The following is a 21262-nucleotide window of genomic DNA, read 5'->3' as shown; positions in this document are numbered from 1 at the left end:
TTTGGAAAACTCTCGTGTGAGCAGCGTGGCCCGATCGGCGATGGCGGGGTCCGATCCACATTCACAGTCGCATTAAGTCCGGGCAGTACAGAGAGCTCGATATGTCAAGCTTTCCGATCTACGGAAAGCATTACCTCGTGACCCCGCGCTGCCGTCCCTACTCTCCGAGAGCATTGATCGACGATTCGGACAAGGAGTCCTCACGATGTGGCGGCAAGCCCTCATGCGCATCGCGCTGGCGATCGTTCCCCTAGTCGCACTCGTCGCCGCGTGTGGTTCGGACACCGACCGCGACACCGGCGCAGGCGCTTCCTTCGTGCTCAAGGTCGCCGACCCGGGGAACTCCGGGCCGCTGGCGGTCGGCAAGCGCGACGGCACCTTCGATGCCGCGCTGGCACCACTCGGCGCGAAGATCGAGTGGGTCAGCATCACCCCCGGCTTCAGCTCCAACCTGAAGTTGTTCAACACCAAAGAACTCGACGTCTCCGGCGCGGCGTTCAGCCCCGTCGTCGGCGCGCTGTCCAAGGACGTCGGTGTGCGGATCGTCGCGGTACAGGATCCAGCGGGCAAGGATCAGAGCGGCATCATCGTCACTCCGGAATCGGGCGTGCGCTCGGTCGCCGAGTTGGTCGGCAGGCGCGTGGCGGTCAACCCGGCGGCCAAGGGCGAATACATCCTGCTCAAGGCGCTCGCGCAGGCAGGCGTCCCGGCCGACAAGGTGACCAGGGTTCCGTTGCAGCAGAAGGACGCCGCCTCGGCGTTCGCGACCGGCAAGGTGGACGGCTGGTCGTCGTTCCTGGTGCCCTACCAGGAGGCCAAGGCCAACGGCGGCGTCGAGATCGCCACGGAGAAGAGCATCGGCTCCAACGACAACTCGGTGGTGGTGTTCCGCACCGAGGTGCTCGATCAGCGTCCGGACATCGCGGCGAAATACCTCGAAGTGCTGCAGGACCTCACGGCGAAGCAGCGCGCCAACCCCGCCGAGTTCGAGAACGTCTTCGAGAAGACCGGCCCGCGCGCCCTGTCGGGCCAGCGGCTGTCGGACGCCTACCGGGTGGGGGCGGAGGCCACCGTGCCGCACCTGCCGAATGAGACCGACGCCACCGCGCTGGCCGACGTGGTGAACACCTTCTTCGACAACGGCGTCGTCACCCGCAAGGTCACCGCCGCCGACATCTTCTACGACCTGAAGTCGAAGCTGACGCCCGAGCAGCTGGCATCGGTGAAGGCGGGCAGCTGAGATGGCGGTCGTCGTGGCGGCCGGGCTGGGGCCGACCGAGCTCGCCCCGCCCCGCACGCGCGTCGGCAAGCGCAGGCCCGCATGGTTTTCCGTGCCGCTGCGGTTCCTGCTGCCGGCAGTGATCGTGGCAGGTTGGTGGGCGGGTTCCGCGAGCGGAGCGATCTCCGAGCGCGTGCTGGCGGGACCGCCCGCGGTGTGGACGGCGTTCACCGAATTGCTCGGCACCGGCCAGTTGTTCGACTTCGCGGTGGCGTCGTTCACCCGCGCCGCGTTCGGCGTCGGGATCGGCGTGGCCATCGGACTGGCGCTGGGGTTGGTCTCCGGGTTGTCCGGTCTCGGTGAGGAACTGGTCGATTCGACCATGCAGATCCTGCGGGCGGTGCCGTTCCTTGCGCTGGTCCCGCTGTTCATCGCCTGGTTCGGCATCGATGAGCTGTACAAGGTACTGCTCATCGCCGTCGCGACGGTCGCGCCGATGTACGCCTACACCTATCTCGGCGTGCGCAACGTCGATCGCAAGATGGTCGAGGCCGCCCGCAGTTTCGGGCTGATCGGGCCGCGGCTGGTGCTGGAGGTCATCCTCCCCTCAGCGCTGCCCGGCGTGCTGATGGCGCTGCGCGTGTGCCTGTCGATCAGCATCACCGGTCTCATCGCGGCCGAGCAGGTCGGCACCAAGGAGGGCGTCGGCTACCTGGTCACCTTGGCCCAGGAGTACAACCGCACCGACTACATGGTGCTGTGCGTGGTGTTGTACGCACTGCTCGGCCTGGTCTTCGACGGGTTGGTGCGGCTGGCGGAGCGCTTCGCCATGCCATGGCGCGGACAGGTGGCGATCCGATGACCACCATTACCGAACCTGGAGCCGAGGTGGTCACCGCACCCGCCGGGGAGGAGCCGGTCGCCGTCTCGATCACCGGCCTGCGCAAGTCGTTCGGCGCCAAGACCGTGCTCGACGGCGTCGAACTCACCATCCGGCGCGGCGAGTTCGTCGTCCTGCTCGGGCCCAGCGGCACCGGCAAGACCACACTGCTGCGCCTGCTCACCGGACTGGAGGCGCCGGACGCGGGACAGGTGCTCGTCCCGGCGCGGCGCACCACCGTCTACCAGGAGCCGCGGCTGATCCCCTCGAAACGGGTGCTGGCGAACGTGATCGTCGGACAGCGGCGTTCCCGGCACAACCGCGAAGCCGGGTTACGCGCACTGGCCGAGGTCAACCTCGACGGCAAAGCCAGGCAATGGCCCGCCACGCTCTCCGGCGGCGAGGCGCAGCGCGCGGCGCTGGCACGCGCCCTGGTTCGCGAACCGGAACTGCTGCTGCTCGACGAGCCGTTCGCGGCGCTGGACGCGCTGACCCGCCTGCAGATGCAGGATCTGGTGGGCGATCTCGTGGCCCGGCACCGTCCCGCGGTGCTCATGGTGACCCACGACGTCGACGAGGCGATCCGCCTGGCCGACCGGGTACTGATCCTGGACAAAGGGCGCTTCGCCGTGGACGTCGACATCGACGTGGCCCGTCCGCGCGACCGCGCCGACCCCGAAACCCTGCATTTCCGATCACTTTTCCTCAGCCGGCTCGGCGTGGGTAGCACCACGTCCGCTCCAAGGAGTGCCTCATGACCGACACCCTCTGGTACACCCGCTGCCCGGTGCCCACCGCGAGCGGGCTCGCGCACAGCCTCGGCTGGCTCGGCGACGCCGCCACCCGGGCCGGGCTCGAGTTCGGCGTCCTGCAGGACGCCGGGCCGGAATTGGCCGGCCACCATTTCCTGCACGATCTGTCCGGGCTGATCCGCGAGGGCGGCAACGTTCCGGCCCTGGCGGCGCACGCCCAGGGCTCGCCGACCCGGTTGATCGGACTGACCTGGATCGATGAGGCGCAAGCCATTCTGGTCGGTCCGGAATCCACCGTCGGGGGCCCCGCCGAGCTGGCCGGTCTGCGCATCGGCGTCCCGGCGTGGGCGCGGGACCAGCCGCGCAGCTTCCCCCGCGCGATGGCCTTGCACGGTTTCGCGAACGCGCTGCGTCTCGGTGGACATACCCTCGCCGACGTCCGCGTGACCGAGATCGGCGTCGAGCGGAACCCGCAGGTGCGCACGGAGCTACAGGCGAATCGCCGCGTGGTCACCTGGGGCGTCGAGGAGTTGCTGCGCGGCGAGGTGGACGCCATCTATGTCAAGGGGGCCCGGGCGCAAGAGGTCGCCAGGGAGCACGGCCTGCGCGTCGCGGTGGACCTGGATGCCACCGAGGCCAAACGCTTCCGGGTCAACAACGGCACGCCACGCCCCATCACCGTGCACGAGGAGCTACTCCAGGCGCGTCCGGAGGTGGTCGTCGAGTTCCTCGCGCAGAGCCTGCGCGCGGCGGACTGGGCCGCGGGCGATCTGAGCGGAGTGCGGGACGTGCTCCAGCGGGAAACCCTGTCCGGTCCGGAGGGGGTCGTCGCGGCGTACGGCGAGAACTTCCACCGGGATCTGCACCCCTCGTTGTCGGACGAGCGGATCGAGCTGATCGGCGTGCAGAAGCAATTCCTCTACACGCATGGATTCCTCGCCGCCGACTTCGACCTGGATTCCTGGGTCGCGCCCGAGCCGCTGGCCCGGGCCAGGGAGATCGTCGAGTCCGGGAAGGTCCCCGCATGACAGAGTTCTTGTGGCGCTTGCCTTCCCGTGGAGACGGCCGCCACGCCCGCCCAGATCGACGCAATCGCGGCGGATTCGGCGGGCCCGCGCCGGTGACGCCGGTGAACGACCTGCGGCCGGGGCGGTTCGGTCCGTTCGACGACCTCGCCCAGATCGTCGACGCCGCCGAATTGGCCGGGCTGGACGGCGTGCTCGCGCCCTACGATCCGCACGGCGAGGAATCGTGGATCGTGGCTGGCGGCGCCCTGCGCGGCACGCGGTACTCGCGCGTCGTCGTCGAATTCCAGCCCGCTTTCGGCACTCCGGTCTATGCCGCGAAGATGTCGGCTACCCTGCAACGCATTTCGGGGGGTCGCCTGGCTTGGCAGCTGGCCATGGACACCGATACCGACGACGCGCGAGCACGCGGTGATCGCGTCACCGGTGACGACCGCTACGCCAGGGCCGCGGAGTTCCTGACCGTCGCCCGTGGCGTATGGAACGACGCTCCGGTGCCGTCGGCGGGATTCGCCGGTACCGGATTCCACTACGAAGGCACGTACTACGACGTGATCGACGGCGGTTTCCGCGGCATCCTCTCCGGGCTGCCGTTTCCGGCGGTCTACTTGTCCGGCGATTCCGCGGCGGCGCTCGAGCTGTCGGCCCAGCACGGGGACGTGCACGTCTTCACCGAGACCGCGGCGGGCGTGGATACCGCGATCGCCGCCCTGCGCGAACGCGCGACGGCGGCGGGACGCGCGGTGCGCGCCGGACTGGAGCTGCCGGTCGTCGCGCGGGAAACCGAGGACGAGGCGTGGGCCCGCGTCGAACGTCAGTGGCGCGAGGTGCGCCCGGACGGCACCGGCGCGCGGCAACACGATCTGGGCGACGGCCGCTGGGCGGGGTTCGCCGAACTCGGATACGCCGCGAACATCGGCCTCGTCGGCAGCTATGAGCAAGTAGCGCAACGTCTTTCGTCCTATGTGACGGCGGGCGTCGACAGCGTGGTGCTCTCGGGACACCCGCACATCGAGGAACTGCACCGCGCGGGCGAACACCTGTTGTTCCTCGCCGACCCGGCCGGCCGCACGCTGACCGCGCAGGAGGCAACCGCATGACCATCGACATCTACTGGCGCATCGGCATGGAAGGCGACCACGCGTCGCTGCGCACGCCACGCCGCTACAACCGCGGCCACGCCAACGGTTACGGGCCGGGCAATATCGCACCGGCCATCCGCGACGGCGCGCTCGACGGCTACGGCTACATCGACCACATGGCCGCGGTCGCGAAGGCTTCCGAATCGGCCGGATTCCTCGGCGGCCTGCTGCCGTCGTTCCCCGTGACCGACGACCCGTGGGCGGTCGCGGCGGCCCTGGCCAGGGAGACCACCACCTACCGGTTCATGGTCGCCTTCCAGCCCGGCTTCCTGCATCCGGTGCAGGCCGCGCGGATGTCGGCGAGCCTGCAGCGCGCGACCGGCGGCCGGTTGGTCTACAACATCATCAGCGGCGGCGGTGGTCCCGCCCAGCTATGGTGGGGCGACAAGGTCGCCCACGACGACCGCTACGCCCGCACCAGCGAATTCCTCGACGTGCTGCGCGGCGTGTGGGACGGCGAGCCCTACGACCACGACGGCCGGTTCTTCCGCACCGAGGGTGCGGCGCTCGCGCCGGGCATCGCCGGTCAGCCTTTCCCCGAGGTGTACTTCTCGGGGTCGTCCGCCGCCGCGGTGCACGCCGCGGGCAGACACGCCGACTACTACCTGTCCTGGCTGGAGCCGTTCGCCGATCTGCGCGCCAAGTTCGACGGCGTCCGCGCGAACGCCGAAACCATCGGCCGTACACCGAAATTCGCCGTCCGCATCGACGTCCTGGCCCGGCACACCGAGGAAGCGGCGTGGGCGGAGATCGAGAAGGGCTGGGCTTTCGTCGACCGTGGCGCGGCCGAGCGCGCCGCCAAGGGCGATTCGGTCGGGGCCGCCCGCATCCAGGGCTGGGTGCCCGAGACCATCACCGGCTACCGGGACCTCGAGGTCGAACCCAACGTCTGGTGCGGATTCAGCCTGATCCGAGGCGGTCCCGCGTTCGGCCTGGTGGGCAGTTACGAACAGGTGGCGCAGCGGCTCGACGAGCTGATCGATCTCGGCGTCGACGCGTTTATCCTCGCGGGCAACCCGCATCTCGAGGAGGCCTACCGCGTCGGCGAAGAGGTGCTCCCGCTGCTCGGCCGATCCCGGCTCACCGCGTCCGCCGCCGCGGCATCCCTTTCCCCCGCTCGATAGATTCAGGAGAGACCATGACCACCACCGAGACCCGGTTGCCGGAGTCCGTCACCGCTTTCGTCGCCGCCGCTGTTCGCGACGCCGAGAAGGCATTCCGGGTGTTCCGGGAGACCGGCACCGTCGCGGGCAACGGCACCGTCAATTTCGTGGAGCGAGTGCCCGGCGAGGAGATCGCCGTCGCTCTGAACGAACCGGGCCCGTGGGCCGATGACCGCACCGTCGCGCCGGTGGTCGCCACCTTCGACGGCGAGGTGCTGTCCGGCACCGGCTCCGCGGGATTCGTCACCGGGTACGCGAAGGTGTTCCGCGCGCATCCGGAGATCACCTCCGTGGTGCACATCCACACACCGTGGCTCGGTGGATGGGCGCAGACCCATCGCACGCTGCCGATCCGCTACGCGGCCGCGCAGCGGCTGACCCTGTCCCGGGCCGTTCCGCCGCACATCGATCGCAGCATCGGCGCGGGCGATTTCATCCTGTCCAAGCTGGTCGACGACCCGGATCTGGTCGCGATCTTCGAGGCCAACGGCGGCGCGAACGTCATCGGACGCTCGGGACTGCTGGAGCTGGCGAAGTTCGTGGTGCTGCTGGAGGAGGGCGCGCAATATCAGGCGATCGCCGAAACTCTCGGCGGCTCGGTCGAATTCGACCCGTCCAATCTCGCGGTGCAGTGGGGCCGCACCGGTCTCGCCGACGAGGCGCGCCGCCGCGGCCTGATCTGACCGGCCCCGCACATCGAGATCGAGGAGCGATCATGACCATTCGTGTCGGCTACTTCCCGCACAACAACTCCCTGTTCGTCCTGCGCCACCGTGGCATCCTGGAAAACCTGCTGCCCGATGTGGAATGGGTCGACCTGCGCGAGCTGCCGCGCCCGGCTCCGGTCGACCCCGAGCGCGGACTGCCGTCGCTGCATTCGGATCATCTGTTCGACGGCGGCTACGACTTCATCGGCACCGGCTTCACGCCGCCGGTGACCGCGCTCGCCAACGGCCGCGACATCGTCTACGTCGGTATCTCCGGGCCGCGGGTGGAGAACGGCCGCCTGGTCGCCAAGGCCGATTCCGGCATCGAGACGGTGCTCGATCTGAAGGGCAAGCGGGTCGGCATCGCGCACGGTTCCTGGCAGACCACGCTCGCGCTGTTCGCGCTGGACCAGGCGGGCCTGGCCTGGAAGGACATCGAGCCGGTGGACGTCGACGTGCACGACGGCGGCGCGGCTCTGCTGCGCGGCGACCTCGACGCGTGGGTCGGCGCGTATCCGGGTCTGGCCGCGGTCGAGGCGGCCGCCGACCTGCGCACTCTCGTGGACACCGAATCGCTGTTCAGCCACCCCTCGCTGTGGTTCACCCGCCGGGACTTCGCCGAAGGCAACCGCCAGGCGCTGACGGCGATCATCACGGCTCTGCAACAGTCGGACGCGTGGATCAAGGCGAATCCGCGCGCGGCCGCCCAGTACTTCGTGGACGACGTGGTGGCTCGCGGCGGGACGGCGAGCCTGGACGCGTGGGAAGCCGCGCTGCGTGGCAGGCCCTTCGGTGTCGAACCCGTTTCCGAGGACTTCCTGGACGAACAGCAGCATGCGGCCGATCTCCTGGCCGCCAACGGCCTGCTGCCGCGGACGGTGCGGGTCCGGGACGCGGTCGTGCCGTGGATCGGCGACACGGTGCGCGCCGAATCCGGCGTAACGGCGTAAATCGGAGGAAACGGGCGGGCCGGGGTGTCGCAGCGATCCCCGGCCCATTCGGCTGTCCGGGAAGGTCAGCGCGGCGAGATATCCGGACGGCCGCCGTGCCTTTCGGTGGAGCGCAGCTCGAACCAATAGGCTGCGACGACGGTGGCGTAACCGGCCACAACGGCCGTCGCCGTGACGATCAATAGTGTGATGAGCAGTGGAATCAAGAAAGCGGTGTGCATTGTGCCCTCCCCGCGGTCACGGTGATCTCAGCGGAAGGTTCGGCGCCGCACTGCACCGATGTCATATCAGCCCCTGCACCTAATGAAATCCTAGAGGTCGCAGCCTTGTCCGGCACGGGGAAGGGCTGTGAGTTGAATCATGCGCACGACGGTGTGTCGCGCGGAACACCCCTTCGCAATGCGGTCTAATCGATCTTGTCACGCGTTTTCCGGCAATTATCCGGCAAACGGGATACGATCACGACGCGGAACCGCCGGAACGGCGGCCGTGGGCCTCGCAGTGCCCGTGGCGCGCCGAACGTCTCGGTAGCGCAGCTCTTTCTCTCGAATTGTCTCCGGCATCACCTCGGCATGCGAAAAGGAGCACGAACGTGAGCATGATTCTCGCCGCGCTGCACGACACAGTGATCGCGCAGCAATTCGATAATCCGACCGCCGAAGAGCCGCCGCTGGCGGACAAACTGATGCAGATGGGCCGCTACTTCACCTGGTTGGTGCAGCTGTCCGGCATCACGGCGATCACTTACGGCGGGGGCAGATTCGCGTGGGAGAAATGGAACGGCGGCACCCTGCAGTCGCCGAAGATGGTCGCCAGCGCGATGGCCGGTGGCGCGGTGGCCACGAGCGCGGGCACGATCATGAACTCGATCGTCGGCTGACCCCAACCGCGCGGGCCGCGAGGTCGCGCGCCTCGAGTGGCGTCGACCGCGTTCCCGCGGCGTGGCGCTCGGTGAAGGCGTGCTCGCCGAGCGCCACGGTGGCGCGGTTCGCCGGACGGTCGATGTCGGGGCGTTCGGCCGGAAGCAGCGCGATGCCGTTGGCCTCGCGCACCGCCGCCGCCGAGCCGAGCAGCTGTGCCGCGATCTCCGGCAGGCCCAGCTCGGTGAGCGCCGAGGCGAGCGCGGCCAGGGCGAAGGCGGTGTCGCGTGGTGCGCCGATGCGTTGCGCGCCGTCGAACGCGGTCAGATAGAGGTCGAACGCGGTGCTCGGTTCGCCGCGCTGTTCCAGGATGTAGCCCAGCTCGACTTGCAGCATCGGCAGGAACAGCGGCGTCTCCGCACCCGCGGCCAGCGGGAGGGCGAGTAGTTCACGCAGAATTCGCTCGGCGGCATCGGTTCGGCCGTCGCGGCGCGCGGTGAAAGCGAGCACGAGCGCGGCGAACAACCGGCCCGGCTCGTACCCGTGTTCGGCCGCGATGCGCTGTGCCTGTTCGCCGAGCGCCCGCGCCCGGCCGAAATCGGTGTGCTGCATGGCGATCCAGCCCAGCCAGCACAGATGGGTGCACGCCTGCCCCCACAGCTCCAGCTCCTGCGCCAAGCCGAGTGCTTCGGCGTGGATATCGGCGGCGGAGGTCAGATCGCCGGTGAGTTCGGCCAGGCCGCCGAGCCATTCGGCGGCCTGGAGCCTGCCCCAGCGGTCGTCGAGTTCGGCGAACAGCCGGGCGGCCGTGCGGGCGTGCCGCTCCAGCGCCGGGAGATCGACCCGATTGTGGGCTGCCTTGGCCAGCGCGACGTGCGCGGCGGCCACACCCCAGCGGTCGCCGAGATCGGTGCAGACCGGAAGAGCTTTGCGCAGCAGCGCTTCCAACTCCTGCACGTCACCGGAGTCCAGTGCGGAGAAGCCGAGGAAGAGTTCCGCGCGCGCCCGCCCGGCCGGATCGTCGACCATGTCGTACAGATCGAACACGGCGGCGCGCTTGGCCGAACCGTCCTCGAAATCGCCTTGCTGGAAAGCGAATCCGACGCTCCACGCCAGCGCTCGCGCCCGGTGCCGTGGCGAGCCGCCGAGCGCCAGCGCGGCGTCGAGCCAGCGCCGCGCCTCGGTCGGCCTGCCACGCAGCTGCCAGTACCAGGCGAGCGCGTTCACCAGCCGCAGGGCCTGATCCGCGTCGCCCGCGCGCACGAAACCGTCCAGCGCCGCGCGTAGATCGGCCGATTCGTCGTCCAGCCGACGCAACCAGCGACGCTGGTCGGCGCCGTACAGCTCGGGCTCGGCGCGCTCGGCCAGACCCAGGTGGTACCGATGGTGGGCGAGGTGCACCGCGTCGAACTCGCCCGCATCGGCCAGCCGGTCGAGGCTGAACGCGGCCACCGATTCCAGCAAGCGGTAGCGCTGTCCCGCCGGGTGCACCAACGACCGGTCGACCAGCCTGCCGATCACGTCGGCGACGAGCGACGCGTCCACCGCGGGCTCGGCGCCCGCCGAGCACACCGCCTCCGCGGCCGCCAGGGTGCAGCCGCCCGTGTGCACCGCGAGCCTGCGCAACACCGCCTGCTCGGTCGCGTCCAGCAGTCCCCAGCTCCAGTCGATCATCGCCGCCAGCGTCTGCTGCCGCGGCGGCACGCCGCGATGCCCGGTGGCCAGCAGCTTGAACCGGTCGTCGAGCCGGGCGACGATCTCGTGCACGCCCAGCGCGCGTACTCGGGTGGCGGCGAGTTCCAATGCCAGCGGTATGCCGTCGAGCCTGCGGCACAGCGTCGCGACCGACGTGGCGGCGTCGGCGTCGAGCGCGAAATCACGGGCGCCCGCGCGCGCTCGGGCTACGAACAGCCGCACCGCTCCCGCTCGGGCGATCTCGTCGAACGCCGCGTCCCGCGCGGGCACATCGAGGGGTCGCAGCGCGACGACGTCCTCACCGGGCAGCCGCAGCGGTTCCCGGCTGGTGGCCAGGATGCGCAGCCGGGGAGCCGCGCCGAGCAGCGTCTCGGCCAGATCGGCGGCGCGATCCACCACGTGCTCGCAATTGTCCAGGACGAGCAGCAGTTCCTGTTCGGCCAGCGCCTCGCACAACGACGCGGTGATGTCGGCGCCGTCGGCGGCGCGGATGCCGAGCACACCGGCCACGGCGTCGGCGAGGAACGTGGCGGCATCGGTCGCGGTCGGTTGCAGCGCGGCCAGTTCCACCAGCCAGGTGCCGTTGGCGAATCGCTGGGGCAGCACCGCCGCGGCGGCGAGCGACAAGCGCGTCTTGCCCACGCCGCCGGGCCCGGTGAGCGTGACCAGCCTGGCGTTCTCGACGGCGTCGCACAACTGCGCGAGGTCGCTGTCGCGGCCGATCAGCTCGGTGCGCTGCGCCGGAATGTTCGAGCTGCGCCGACGGGCGACCACGATCTCCGGCGGCGCGGCCTCCGGCAGATCCTGGGCCAGGAGCGCGCGCTGCAGCGCGACCAGCTCCGGGCTCGGGTCGATGCCGAGTTCGTCGGCGAGGTGCCTGCGCAGATCCTCGTAACCGTCGAGCGCCTCGGCCTGCCTTCCCGCGCCGTACAACGCGCGCAGGTGGGCCGCGCGCAGCCGCTCGCGCAGCGGATGCGCCGTCACGACTTCGCTGAGCTCGCCGGCCACTTCGCGGTACTCGCCCAGCGTCAGCCGCGCCTCCGCCAGTTCCTCCACCGCCACCAAGCGCTGCTCTTCGAGTTGCGCGATGGCGGGCTGGGCGAATGCCGCGTCCCGGAAATCGGCGAACGCGGGCCCGCGCCAGAGAGCGACCGCCGCGGCGAGCGCCCGGGCCCGCTCGGCGGTGTCGGTCGTCGCTCGCGCGGACGCCACCAGTGCGCGGAACTCCTGCGCGTCGGTGTCGGAGGCGGCCAGCCGATACCCGGGCGGCGGGGACACCACGAGGTCCCGGCCGCCGGGTTCGGCGTCTTCCAACGCCCTGCGCAGTTGCGAGGCCTTCGCCGCCAGCGTGCCCGCCGGATTGCCGGGCGGGTCGTCGGTCCAGATGTCGTCGATCAGCCGGTCGCCCGATACCGGTTGGCCGGGCGTGACCAGCAGGTCGGCCAGCAGTGCCCGCACCTTGGCCCCCGGAATCGGCACTACGGCGCCCGCATCCGTCCAGACCGTCAACGGACCCAGCACCCCGAAACGCATTGGGGCAGCCTATGCGAGCGGCGGCGGAAGGCGACCGCAAACAAATCGGAAGGTGGCGCGCCCACGATGAGAACGCCGAAGGCCGAACTCGTGGAAGGAAAGCACGATATGCCACTCATCGCGACTACCGCACGTCGAATCAGCGGTGGTGAGAGTCCTATCGAGGAGGCGTCTGCCTGTCTGAACAGACCGCGCGGGGACCGCAGGGTGCACCCGGTACCCGGACAGCGACGGGTGCCGGGCGACGCCGATCGACACACGAGGCCGGGAGCCGATGCGCCACCGGTGCGTGACGTGCGATGAGGGGACCCCGCCGGGTACGGGTGGCGCTGATCGTGGGCAGCACCCGCACAGGTCGCTTCGGCCCCACGGTGGCGGAGTGGTTCGCCGGGCGGCTGGGCCGCCGCCGCGATATCGACGTGGACCGGATCGATCTCGCGGAGACCGGGTTGCCCGATCGATTACCCGATCCCGACGAGCCGCTACCGCCCGCCGTCCGCGCGCTCGGCGAACGGCTGGCCGCCGCGGACGCGTTCGTCCTGGTCACTCCGGAGTACAACCGGAGCTTTCCGGCCGCGGTGAAGAATGCCGTCGACTGGTTCGACGCGGAGTGGGCCGGCAAACCGGTGACTGTGGTGGGATACGGCGGCGACGCCGACGGCGGTCACGCCGCCGCCCAGTTGCGTCCCGTCTTCGGCGAACTGAACGCGGTCCCCATCCGCCGCACGGTCACCGTGACCAAGGTCTGGCAGCGCTTCGCGAGCGACGGCAGCTGGCCGCGCCGCGACGCGGAACTCGACGAGGCCGTCGACGCCACGCTGGACCAGCTCATGTGGTGGGCCCGCGCCTTGCGCCAGGCGCGGGCCGAAACGCCGTTCGTGCGGTAGAAAGCAACCTCGAACACCGGTTCGCCCGAAACGACGGACCGACCGTAAACAAACCGTAAGGCGCGGCCAGCAGAGTCGTTGTCGACAGCGGCACCGGGCCCGCACCCGGCGACCGCCGCACCCGATGAAAGGAAAAACATGGGAACCATCGCAGTCCACGAGTTCATCGCCCTCGACGGCGTGTACGAGGATCCGTCCTGGACCTTCGAGTACGGGTTCGACCCGAAGATGGGGGAGACCCTCGCGGCGATCACCTCGGCGTCCAAGGCGATCCTGTTGGGCCGCACCACTTTCGAGATGTTCGCACCGGCCTGGTCGACCCGCACCGTCGAGGACGACCCGGGGGCGCCGTTCTTCAACGACACGACGAAATACGTCGTCGGTGCGAGCGAGCCGCAGGTGGAGTGGGCCAACAGCACCCGCGTCGGCGCCTACGACCCGGAGGTCATCCGCAAGCTGAAGGACGAGATCGACGGCGTCATCTACATCAGCGGCAGCGGCACACTGGTGCGGGCGTTGCTCGCCGACGGCTTGATCGATGATCTGCACCTGTTCGTCTACCCGATCGCACTCGGGAAGGGCAAGCGCTTGTGGAGCGACGGCGTCGACGCGACCAAGCTCGCGCTCAAAGAGCACGAGGTCTACGCCAATGGCGTCGTCCACCTGTCCTACGGTCCGGCCGAGGGCTGATCGCACGCGGACGGGCGGCCCGTTCGGGCCGCCCGGGCGATCCGGCTCGCCGCCGGTATGGGTATCAACGCCCTCCGGTGCAGTAGCCCTCTGGGGTGTACTGGCACGGGCGCTCGTTGCGTCCTTGGTATCCGCCGTGGTTGCTGCTCCGGGCGCGCTCGCCCACTCCGGAACCGCGCTTGTCGGCGGGGTTGTGGGAGTACCGGTCGGCTGTGGTGGTCACCGTGGATTCGGGCGAAGCGACTGCCGCCGCCATGACGACCGCTCCGCCGATCAGCGCCGAGGCCACCACTCGACGCACTGTCACGCGCTTGCTGGTGTTGTGCATTAGTTCATCCCGTCGATTAACGTGCCGTCATATAACGATACATTCATCGGTGATTCACTGGATAGCGCGTTCCCAATGGTGGGAAGCTATGTGTCGCGAAACGGCTGTGAACTGCGGCTTTGATCAAGTTGTCCTCGCGGTCGAGGAATCTCTACCCTGACCAACGTGCCGTTGTACGGGTCACTCAACGGTAGATCCATGCTGTCCTCGCGGACCGTAGAAGGCGGGCGTCACGCCCTCGCCCCGAAGGAATCGGCGACGGGCGGCGCCATGCCGGATCACTCGCCCGGCGGCCGTGGCGTGCCCATCTCGTGCGCTCGGCGCTTGTGCTTCCAGCGGTGCGGGTCGGCTTCCAGGGCGGCGCGGTCCCAGTGGCCCAGATCGGCGGCGGCCTCGTAGGTCGTCTCGAGGAATTCGAGCAGCGCGCGTTCCGGGGTGGGGGCGGTGCGAACGGCCTCGTACGGCAGGAGGAACTGGCCGTTCTCCCGGCTGTAGAAGGCTTCTCGCGGGCCGACCGGGTGTTCGGCGAATCCCGCGGGCTCCGGGTACGCGTAGGCGTAGAAGGCGCCCTCCGACCCGCCGCCAGGCCAGAAGCCGCAACTGCTCAGTTCGTGTGAGTAACCCTCGATCATGACCCAGTCGCCACAGTTCGGCGCGCCACCCGGGTGTCGCGGAGCCGCCCGCCCTGAGAAACGGGTGCACGCCAAGTCCATCGCGCCCCAGAAGAAGTGCACCGGACTCACTTTCCCGATGAAGCGCGCGCGGAACTCGTGCATGACCCGGTCGGCGGCCAGCAGTTGCCGCCAGAACAAGGTGGCGGCCGCGGCGTCGTAGGAGCGATGTTCGTAGTCGTCGGCGAACGGGATGGCGAGTTCGACCTCGTTGGGCTTGGCCTCGATTCGCACCGGAATCCCGAGTTCCTCTAGCGCCGAGACGGTTTCGGCGTAGAAGACCGCTACCGGTTTGGGTTCCAGCGCGACCTGCCTGCTACGGCCGTCGCTGGACCGGATGTGCAGTCGATGATCGAGGAAATCGAATTCGATGTCGAAGCATCCCGCCGGGTGCGGAATGGCGGAGGTGGTCAGCCCTCTCGGGCTGACGTAGAAGGTGACCTGCCACCAATGGTTGACCAGCGGGGTGTGTGAGAGCCTGATCTTGCCGATGATCTGCGTCCACATGTGCAGCGTCTCCCGTGTGGGAGTCCAGTCATCGACGCGCAACACCGGCCACGGCTCGGGCGCGGTTTCTGAGCCTGTCACTGCCGCACCTCCGTCGTCTCGGGATTCTCGGTGCCAGTGCCGCACGCGGACGCCTGCGAAGGCGCAGCGCAGCGCCCACCGTACCCGGTGCGCCTACGTCGTGAAGCAGAACATGCCAAACGGTTGGCAACTGTTTGGCAACATCGCGGGCTGTGGCGGCAGCTCGGACCGATCGGCTCGGCGGACCAGAAGGAACGGCTCGCGGCGGGGCGAAGCGTCAAGATCGCCGGGGCCACCTGTCGTGCGGCGATGGCATGCCCGCCAACGGCAGCGCTGCGCTCCGATCGGTCGCCCGGGCTTTCCGGCGGGGATTCGGATCCCACACCATCGCCGCGGCCGCACCGCCGAGCAGAACCACGACGATGGCAACGATCACCACCCACAGCAGTACCACCGCTATTTCTCCAGTCATCCTCGTCCGCTCCATATGGCGCGTTATCCCCAGGCGGACAATTACTTTCGTGATTGCGAGCATTCTTCACACGTCGCGTGCGCCTGCGCGAATCGACGCGCGGATTTCGTGGTGTGCCAGCACCCGGGCACACGGAATTTGGGATACGTCTGGTAACGCATAATGGCGCGACCGGACGCGCCCTCCCGCACCGCTCACCGCGGCGCGGCCCGGCCTCGAAACCGTCCCAGCAGAACCAGAATCCGTTCCTCAGAGTTCCAGTAGGTCGGCGGTTTCCTCGCCGAAGACGGGGCCGAGGGTCATGCCGCGACCGCCGGGTCCGGTGATCACCCAGACATGGCGTTCGGCTCGTACGCGGGTGACCGCGGCGCCGGGATCGGCGCTCTGGCTGTACACGCCTGCCCAGCGACGCACCACGGGTGGCAGTCTGCGGCCCAGCAACTCCTCGGTCACCGACGTCAGGTGCTCGTAAGGAGCGTCGTCCAGGTCGAATGCGAACGGCTCGGTGTACTCGTGGGTGTCGCCGATGGTCAATCCGCCGTCCAGGCGCTGGACGCACAGCAGTTGCATCGCATGCTCTGCGGCGGTCGCGGTCTGCGATTGCTCCCGGTTCAGCGCGTCGACCTCGGGACCGGCGAAGCCGGGGTGGTAGCGGAAAGTGTCGCCGTCGGCGACGGCCGTGGGAAGCGGCTCACCCAGCGGAGCGGTTTGCATCATCTGTAGCCGGACCCGCCGCACGGGCAGCGCTCCGGCCAGTTCCCTGGCCAGGCCCGTGTGTGCGGCGCCGGGGCAGACGAGCGCGAGGTCGGCATCGAAGAAACGATTACGGTCGTCGCGCACCCGCACGCCGGAACCGGTGTCGGCGACTTCCCTGGCTTCCGTGCCGGAATGAAAGGTGTAGCGCCCGCTCGCGGTGAGATAGGCGCGCAACGCCGGCAGCGCCTGGCGCGACTCTACGGCCGCGTCGGTCGAACAATGCAGTCCGGCAAGGAATTTGCCCCGCAGAGCGGGATTGACGGCGCGGACGCGTTCGGGGTCGAGCAAGGCGAAGCCACGTGCCTCGGCTCCGGGGCCGGCCGCCGCGGCCTCGGCGACGGCCAATTCCTCCGGGGCGCGCACCAAGGTGAGCGAGCCCGAGGGCCGGAAACCGACGCCGGGCACTTTCCCGCCGATCTCCTCCCACAGCCTCCGCGCACGCAGAGCGAGATCCAGTTCCGCGGCCGACCGGCCCGACACCCAGACCAGGCCGAAGTTGCGCACGGTCGCACCGCGCGCTTCGAGTTCCCGTTCCAGCTGCACGACCTCGTGCCCGCGGCGGATCGCGGCCATGGCGTGTGCGGTGCCGAGGATGCCGCCCCCGATGATCGCCAATCGCATGGACCGAGGATGGCAAATGGTCTGGACCGATCGGTGTGGTCCGCGCGAACGTGAGGTTAACCACCGCGAGCCCGTCGAGCGCGTCCGGTCGCTCGCCCGTGGTGACGGGATCGCCTTCCAGGGCCGCCTCGCCAACTGATCGGCATGCGCCGATCCTGGTCGTAATCGTCTGTGTCGGGGCTACTTTCGTTGCGGCGTTCGGCGGTCCGCCTGCGCCGGGTCCGGTGTGCGGATGGATGCGGGTAGCTCTCTGTCGATCCGGTCGCGTCGCCGTTTCGTGACTCCCCAACGGAGTTCGTGGTTCTGGAACAAATCCGGCAGCATCTCGGCAGCAGCAGGCCGCGCGCAGCTGGGTAGCCTGCTCGGCGGACTGGTGGAGCGCCGCTCCGAGGTGGCGCGGCTGTCGACCACGAGCGCGATCAGCCGTCGAGGTCGCCGCCGCGAGCGGCGGATCGTTCGCGGGCGGAGTTCAGCTCGCCTCGAAAGCGGTGGCGACCATGGAGCGCACCTGCTCCATGGTGGCCGCGCCGGATTCCCTGGCCACGGAGGACATATCGACGTCGGGGAGCCCGCACGCGACGGCCCAGTGCCATGGCTCGAGGTCGCCGTTCACATTGAGGGCGAAGCCGTGACTGGTGATCCCTCGGCTCTGGCGCATGCCGATGGAGACGATCTTGCGGCCGGTGTGCCGGGTCCACACGCCGGTGAGCAGTTCGGAGCCGGGCGGAGTGTCGCGGCGTTCGGCGGGCACGCCCAACCGGCCGAGTGCCTCGATCAGGCGGAACTCGACCTCGCGGATGTAGTCCACCACCCCTTCGCCGGAATCGAGCCGGACGATGAGATAGCCGACCAGCTGGCCGGGACCGTGATAGGTGAGCTGGCCCCCGCGGGTGGTCTGCACGACCGGGATGTCGTGTGCCGGGTCCGGCAGGTGCTCCTGCGGCGTCTTCCGCCCGATGGTGTAGACCGGCGGATGGCTCAGCAGCCACAGGGTGTCCGGCCGCGCGCCGCTGTGGCGTTCTTCGACCAGCTCTCCCATGCGTTCCATGGCCTTGTCGTAGTCGACGAGGTCGTCCTGGATCAAAGTCAACGGCCGGGCTCGCATGCTCCGACGATAGCGCTCCCCGCCGCACCGGGAATTCGACCCCATCGCCTGTGCAGTCGTCCGCACCGAGCATCACTCCGGTATGGAGTTCTCGTTCGGCCGTCGAAGCACCGTCGGCAACCCGAACGGCCGGAACAATTCGTCGCCGAGGAAGACAGTGATGCGTTCTATGGCGGTATCCGTGGTGCCGAGAACGTGGATGGAGTGCGCGCGGTGGGTCCCGTCCGCGTCGCGCAGGTAATAGGCGACGGCGGGCTGGGTGTTGGCGGCTGTCGGCACGGCGCGCCAGGTGTCGCCGTCCCGGGCCGCCTTGGCCGCGAAGAAACCCACTACGTGGGCGCGGCCCGCGAACCACAACAGGGCGGGCGGCATTTCGAGCACCACGTCGTCGCGCAGCAGCTTGCTCAACTCGTCCATATCGCCGTTGCCGAAAGCGGTGACGTAGCGGTCGATCATCGCGCGCTCACCGGGGCTCAACGACTCGGACGTCCGATCGATCATGGGGGTGGCCTTCTCGAGCTGGGCGCGGGCGCGTTGCAGCGCGCTGTTGACCGCGGCGGGGGAGGTGCCGAGCAGGTCGGCGACCTCTGCGGCGGACCAGGCGAGCACGTCGCGCAGGATGAGCACCGCGCGCTGGCGGGCGGGCAGATATTGCAGCGCGGCGATGAAGGCCAGGCGGATGCCGCTGCGCGCGGCCACCACGGTCGCCGGATCATCGGCCGAGCCGCCGAGCAGCGCGTCGGGAATCGGTTCCAGCCAGGACACTTCGGGATGCCGGGCCGGCCGGGTCCGGAGAGTGGCGGCCGGTCCGTTCAGATCGGTGGGCAAGGCCCGCCTGCCACGCTGTTCGAGCGCGGTCAGGCAGGCATTGGTGGCGATCCGGTACAGCCAGGTGCGCAGCGAAGCCCGCTGCTCGTCGAACCGGTCGGCGGCACGCCAGGCCCGCACCAAGGTCTCCTGCACCAGGTCCTCGGCGTCGTGGACGGACCCGAGCATGCGGTAGCAGTGCGCGAGCAACTCCGGCCGGTAGGCCATCGTCTCGGCCGTGAAGTCGGCGCCGATCGTCATGGCCGCAACCTACCGAGCCGCGACCGGCTGCGCGTCGGAGCGTGCCGCGACGGGCGCGCCCGCGGGTAGCAGCAGCCCGAGCGCGGCGCCGATCAGCGCCAGCAGCGCCGCCGTGCCGATCGCCGCGGCGAATCCGGTACTGAACGCAGCGGCGGATCCGAGTCCACCGAATGTCGCGAAAACCGCTGCGGGCAAGGCGATCCCGAACGTGCTGCCGAGCTGGCGCAAGGTGTTGAACGTGCCCGACGCCGCACCGACCGCCGCCAAGGGCACCGAACGCAGCACGGCGCTCTGGGCGGCGGGAATGGCCATCGAGACGCCGACACCGCAGAGCGCGAACGGCGCGATCATGGCCGGGTAGGACAACTGCGGCCCGGCCGTCAGCGCGAGCCAGCCGTAGCCCGCGGCCTGCATCAGCAGTCCCACGACCACCAGCGGCCGTTCCCCGAAGCGGTTGACCTGCTTGCCCGCCACGGGAGCGACGAGGAACAAGGTGATCGTCCAGGGCGCCAGCCGCACTCCCGCGCCGAGCGGGCCGTGGTGCTGGACCGTCTGCAGGAACTTTGCGAAGAAGAACGCCCCGCTGAAGATCGATCCGAACAGCAGGAAGCCCACCGCGTTGCCGACCGAGAAGCCGCGCGCGGCGAACAGCCGCATCGGGATCAGCGGGGTCGCGGTGCGCAGCTCCCAGCGTACGAACGCGACCAGCGCGATCGCCGCGAGCAGGAACGCGGCGACGACTTCGCCGCTGCCCCAGCCCGCTTCGTCGCCGCGCAGCAGGCCCCACACCGAGCCCAGCGCGGCGGCGCAGGCCAGCCCGATGCCCAGGTGATCGAGTCCGCGTGCCTCGCCACGGCTCTCCGGCAGCCGGGTCAGCATCAGCGGCACGAGCAAGGCGGCGATCGGCAGGTTCAGCCAGAAGATCCCCTGCCAGGTCGAGCCCTCCACCACCGCGCCACCGAGGAGCGGGCCGCCGAGCGTGGCCAGGCCGGTCACCGCCGCGAAAAGCCCGAGCGCGCGGGTGCGCTGCGCGGGCGGGAAGGCGGCCGACAGCAGCGCCATACCGACCGGCATGACGGCCGCCGAGCCGGCACCTTGCACCGCCCGGGCGGCGACCAGCCAGCCCAGGTTCGGCGCCGAGGCGCACGCGGCCGAGGCCGCCGAGAACAGCAGCACCCCCGCGACCAGTACGCGGCGCCGTCCATATCGCTCGCCGAGCGCCGCGCCCGCCATCAGCAGTACCGCGAAGCTCAAGGTGTAGGCGTTGACGGTCCACTCCAGTTCGGCCAGCGAGGCGCGCAGGTCGAGCTGGATCGCATGCAGGGCGGTGGTGACGACCAGCGCGTCCAGCATGATCATCAACGCGGCCACCGATGTCAGCGCGAGTACCCAGCGCTGTCCCGTGGTCGTTCTCATGGGCGAAAGTCCTCCTCCGATGGGTTCGCCGGTACATACCGGCGCCGCCGCCCCGATTCATCGCAGGTTCGGAGAAAACTTTGTTTCGTGCCGATCGCGGACGTACGAGCGGCCGGCAGGAGCCCCGCTTCGGAAGCGTCGTCCGGAGTTGCCGCCCCGGGTTCCACCGGGCTCGGCGGCGCCCGCGTCCGCCCCGGCCGACTAGGACGTGGCGAGGCGACCGGCGCGCCGACGTCGCACGGCAAGCGGCAACACCAGCATGTAGAGGCCGGAGAACAGCAGCAGAGCGAGCGGCAGCAGCGGCAGGTAGGACACCCAGACGATCGGTTCCTCCTGCGCCAAGGCGACGAAAGTGGCGAGAACGGTCGCGACGAAGCCGATACCCGACCAGCGATGCAGCTGCCGGACCCGCGGTGCGGGCACGACCCGCCGCGGCGAGGTGTTCCCGGCCGCCCGGCCGCGCCGCTCGGCGGACCACGACAGTCCGAATACGCCGAGACCGGAGAAGAGAAGCAAGGCGAGCGGTGGCAGAGGCACGTAGGAGACCCACACGGGCCCCTTCAGCGCCAAGGCGACGACCGTGACGACGACGGTCGCCGTGAATATGACGGCCAGCCACCGGTGCGTCTGCCTTATCCGTCTGTCCCAGTTCATGAGTCCTCCTCTGCGTGTGAACGGCTCGCGTCCCAACGCTAACGGCAGCGCGCTGACCAGCGCTTCTCGATTCCTGATCGTCTCACTCCGCACACCGCGCGGCCGGGTGAAGGGTTGACAGCGACCCGTCGGCGGATGTT

21 protein-coding genes are annotated in these 21262 nt (G+C 69.6%); 11 read left to right on the top strand and 10 right to left on the bottom strand.

Annotated features, from left to right (window positions below):
* Positions 1-205 precede the first annotated feature (205 nt).
* Genes AB0L97_RS24370 through AB0L97_RS24335 form a run of 8 tightly spaced genes read left to right on the top strand, consistent with a single transcriptional unit; the run spans position 206 to position 7838 of the window.
* Positions 206-1240: an NrtA/SsuA/CpmA family ABC transporter substrate-binding protein gene (locus AB0L97_RS24370; RefSeq protein ID WP_364433421.1), complete on the top strand. Its 1035-nt coding sequence runs from the start codon at positions 206-208 to the stop codon at positions 1238-1240.
* A gap of 1 nt (position 1241) precedes the next feature.
* Complete coding sequence (locus AB0L97_RS24365) at positions 1242-2081, top strand: ABC transporter permease subunit (protein WP_356965292.1); 840 nt, start codon at positions 1242-1244, stop codon at positions 2079-2081.
* Complete coding sequence (locus tag AB0L97_RS24360; protein WP_364433417.1) at positions 2078-2857, top strand: ATP-binding cassette domain-containing protein; 780 nt, start codon at positions 2078-2080, stop codon at positions 2855-2857. Before AB0L97_RS24365 ends, AB0L97_RS24360 begins: the two co-directional genes overlap by 4 nt.
* Positions 2854-3879, top strand: coding sequence for an ABC transporter substrate-binding protein (locus tag AB0L97_RS24355; protein ID WP_364433414.1), 1026 nt, complete (start codon positions 2854-2856; stop codon positions 3877-3879). The genes AB0L97_RS24360 and AB0L97_RS24355 overlap by 4 nt, the downstream gene beginning before the upstream one ends.
* Positions 3876-4976 (top strand): LLM class flavin-dependent oxidoreductase, encoded by a 1101-nt coding sequence (locus AB0L97_RS24350; protein ID WP_364433411.1) that lies wholly within the window; start codon positions 3876-3878, stop codon positions 4974-4976. The genes AB0L97_RS24355 and AB0L97_RS24350 overlap by 4 nt, the downstream gene beginning before the upstream one ends.
* On the top strand, positions 4973-6142 hold the full coding sequence (locus AB0L97_RS24345) for an LLM class flavin-dependent oxidoreductase (protein ID WP_364433407.1): 1170 nt from the start codon (positions 4973-4975) through the stop codon (positions 6140-6142). Before AB0L97_RS24350 ends, AB0L97_RS24345 begins: the two co-directional genes overlap by 4 nt.
* 14 nt (positions 6143-6156) lie before the next feature.
* Positions 6157-6864, top strand: a complete 708-nt coding sequence (locus tag AB0L97_RS24340; RefSeq protein ID WP_355080481.1) for a class II aldolase/adducin family protein — start codon at positions 6157-6159, stop codon at positions 6862-6864.
* A gap of 32 nt (positions 6865-6896) precedes the next feature.
* Positions 6897-7838 (top strand): ABC transporter substrate-binding protein, encoded by a 942-nt coding sequence (locus AB0L97_RS24335; RefSeq protein WP_364433403.1) that lies wholly within the window; start codon positions 6897-6899, stop codon positions 7836-7838.
* 65 nt (positions 7839-7903) lie between these two features.
* Here AB0L97_RS24335 and AB0L97_RS24330 read toward each other — a convergent pair whose 3' ends face one another.
* A complete protein-coding gene (locus AB0L97_RS24330) occupies positions 7904-8059 on the bottom strand; it encodes a hypothetical protein (protein WP_355080477.1) in 156 nt (51 codons plus the stop codon).
* Between the two features lie 377 nt (positions 8060-8436).
* Here AB0L97_RS24330 and AB0L97_RS24325 point away from each other — a divergent pair, with 377 nt between their 5' ends.
* Positions 8437-8718 (top strand): hypothetical protein, encoded by a 282-nt coding sequence (locus AB0L97_RS24325; protein ID WP_355080518.1) that lies wholly within the window; start codon positions 8437-8439, stop codon positions 8716-8718.
* Here the strand turns inward: AB0L97_RS24325 and AB0L97_RS24320 are convergent.
* On the bottom strand, positions 8696-11926 hold the full coding sequence (locus AB0L97_RS24320) for a BTAD domain-containing putative transcriptional regulator (protein WP_364433399.1): 3231 nt from the start codon (positions 11924-11926) through the stop codon (positions 8696-8698). The genes AB0L97_RS24325 and AB0L97_RS24320 overlap by 23 nt on opposite strands.
* A gap of 299 nt (positions 11927-12225) precedes the next feature.
* On the opposite strand from AB0L97_RS24320, the gene AB0L97_RS24315 reads away from it, so the two are divergent.
* Together AB0L97_RS24315 and AB0L97_RS24310 are read left to right on the top strand one after the other, a co-directional pair.
* A complete protein-coding gene (locus AB0L97_RS24315) occupies positions 12226-12813 on the top strand; it encodes an NAD(P)H-dependent oxidoreductase (protein WP_356965285.1) in 588 nt (195 codons plus the stop codon).
* 138 nt (positions 12814-12951) lie between these two features.
* Positions 12952-13503 (top strand): dihydrofolate reductase family protein, encoded by a 552-nt coding sequence (locus AB0L97_RS24310; protein WP_355080473.1) that lies wholly within the window; start codon positions 12952-12954, stop codon positions 13501-13503.
* 64 nt (positions 13504-13567) lie between these two features.
* Here AB0L97_RS24310 and AB0L97_RS24305 read toward each other — a convergent pair whose 3' ends face one another.
* From AB0L97_RS24305 to AB0L97_RS24270, 8 genes are all read right to left on the bottom strand, one after another.
* On the bottom strand, positions 13568-13810 hold the full coding sequence (locus AB0L97_RS24305) for a hypothetical protein (protein WP_355080471.1): 243 nt from the start codon (positions 13808-13810) through the stop codon (positions 13568-13570).
* A 299-nt stretch (positions 13811-14109) separates the two neighbouring features.
* A complete protein-coding gene (locus AB0L97_RS24300; protein WP_364433393.1) occupies positions 14110-15090 on the bottom strand; it encodes a DUF5996 family protein in 981 nt (326 codons plus the stop codon).
* Between the two features lie 217 nt (positions 15091-15307).
* Positions 15308-15502 (bottom strand): hypothetical protein, encoded by a 195-nt coding sequence (locus tag AB0L97_RS24295; RefSeq protein WP_355080467.1) that lies wholly within the window; start codon positions 15500-15502, stop codon positions 15308-15310.
* A gap of 249 nt (positions 15503-15751) precedes the next feature.
* Positions 15752-16879, bottom strand: coding sequence for a TIGR03364 family FAD-dependent oxidoreductase (locus AB0L97_RS24290; RefSeq protein WP_364433389.1), 1128 nt, complete (start codon positions 16877-16879; stop codon positions 15752-15754).
* Positions 16880-17348: 469 nt separating this feature from the next.
* The gene (gene lipB / locus AB0L97_RS24285) at positions 17349-17984 is read right to left on the bottom strand and encodes a lipoyl(octanoyl) transferase LipB (RefSeq protein WP_364433386.1); all 636 of its coding nucleotides are present in this window, start codon (positions 17982-17984) and stop codon (positions 17349-17351) included.
* Between the two features lie 72 nt (positions 17985-18056).
* Positions 18057-19052, bottom strand: a complete 996-nt coding sequence (locus AB0L97_RS24280) for a sigma-70 family RNA polymerase sigma factor (RefSeq protein WP_364433383.1) — start codon at positions 19050-19052, stop codon at positions 18057-18059.
* Between the two features lie 9 nt (positions 19053-19061).
* Positions 19062-20468, bottom strand: a complete 1407-nt coding sequence (locus AB0L97_RS24275) for an MFS transporter (RefSeq protein WP_364433380.1) — start codon at positions 20466-20468, stop codon at positions 19062-19064.
* A 201-nt stretch (positions 20469-20669) separates the two neighbouring features.
* Positions 20670-21122, bottom strand: a complete 453-nt coding sequence (locus AB0L97_RS24270) for a hypothetical protein (protein WP_355080459.1) — start codon at positions 21120-21122, stop codon at positions 20670-20672.
* Positions 21123-21262: the final 140 nt, after the last annotated feature.

The sequence above is a fragment of the Nocardia sp. NPDC051911 genome, from assembly GCF_040681035.1.
In the GTDB taxonomy this organism is placed as follows: Bacteria; Actinomycetota; Actinomycetes; order Mycobacteriales; family Mycobacteriaceae; genus Nocardia; species Nocardia sichangensis.
Note: the sequence above shows the minus strand (reverse complement) of the source record. Positions and strands in the feature narration are given on the sequence as shown.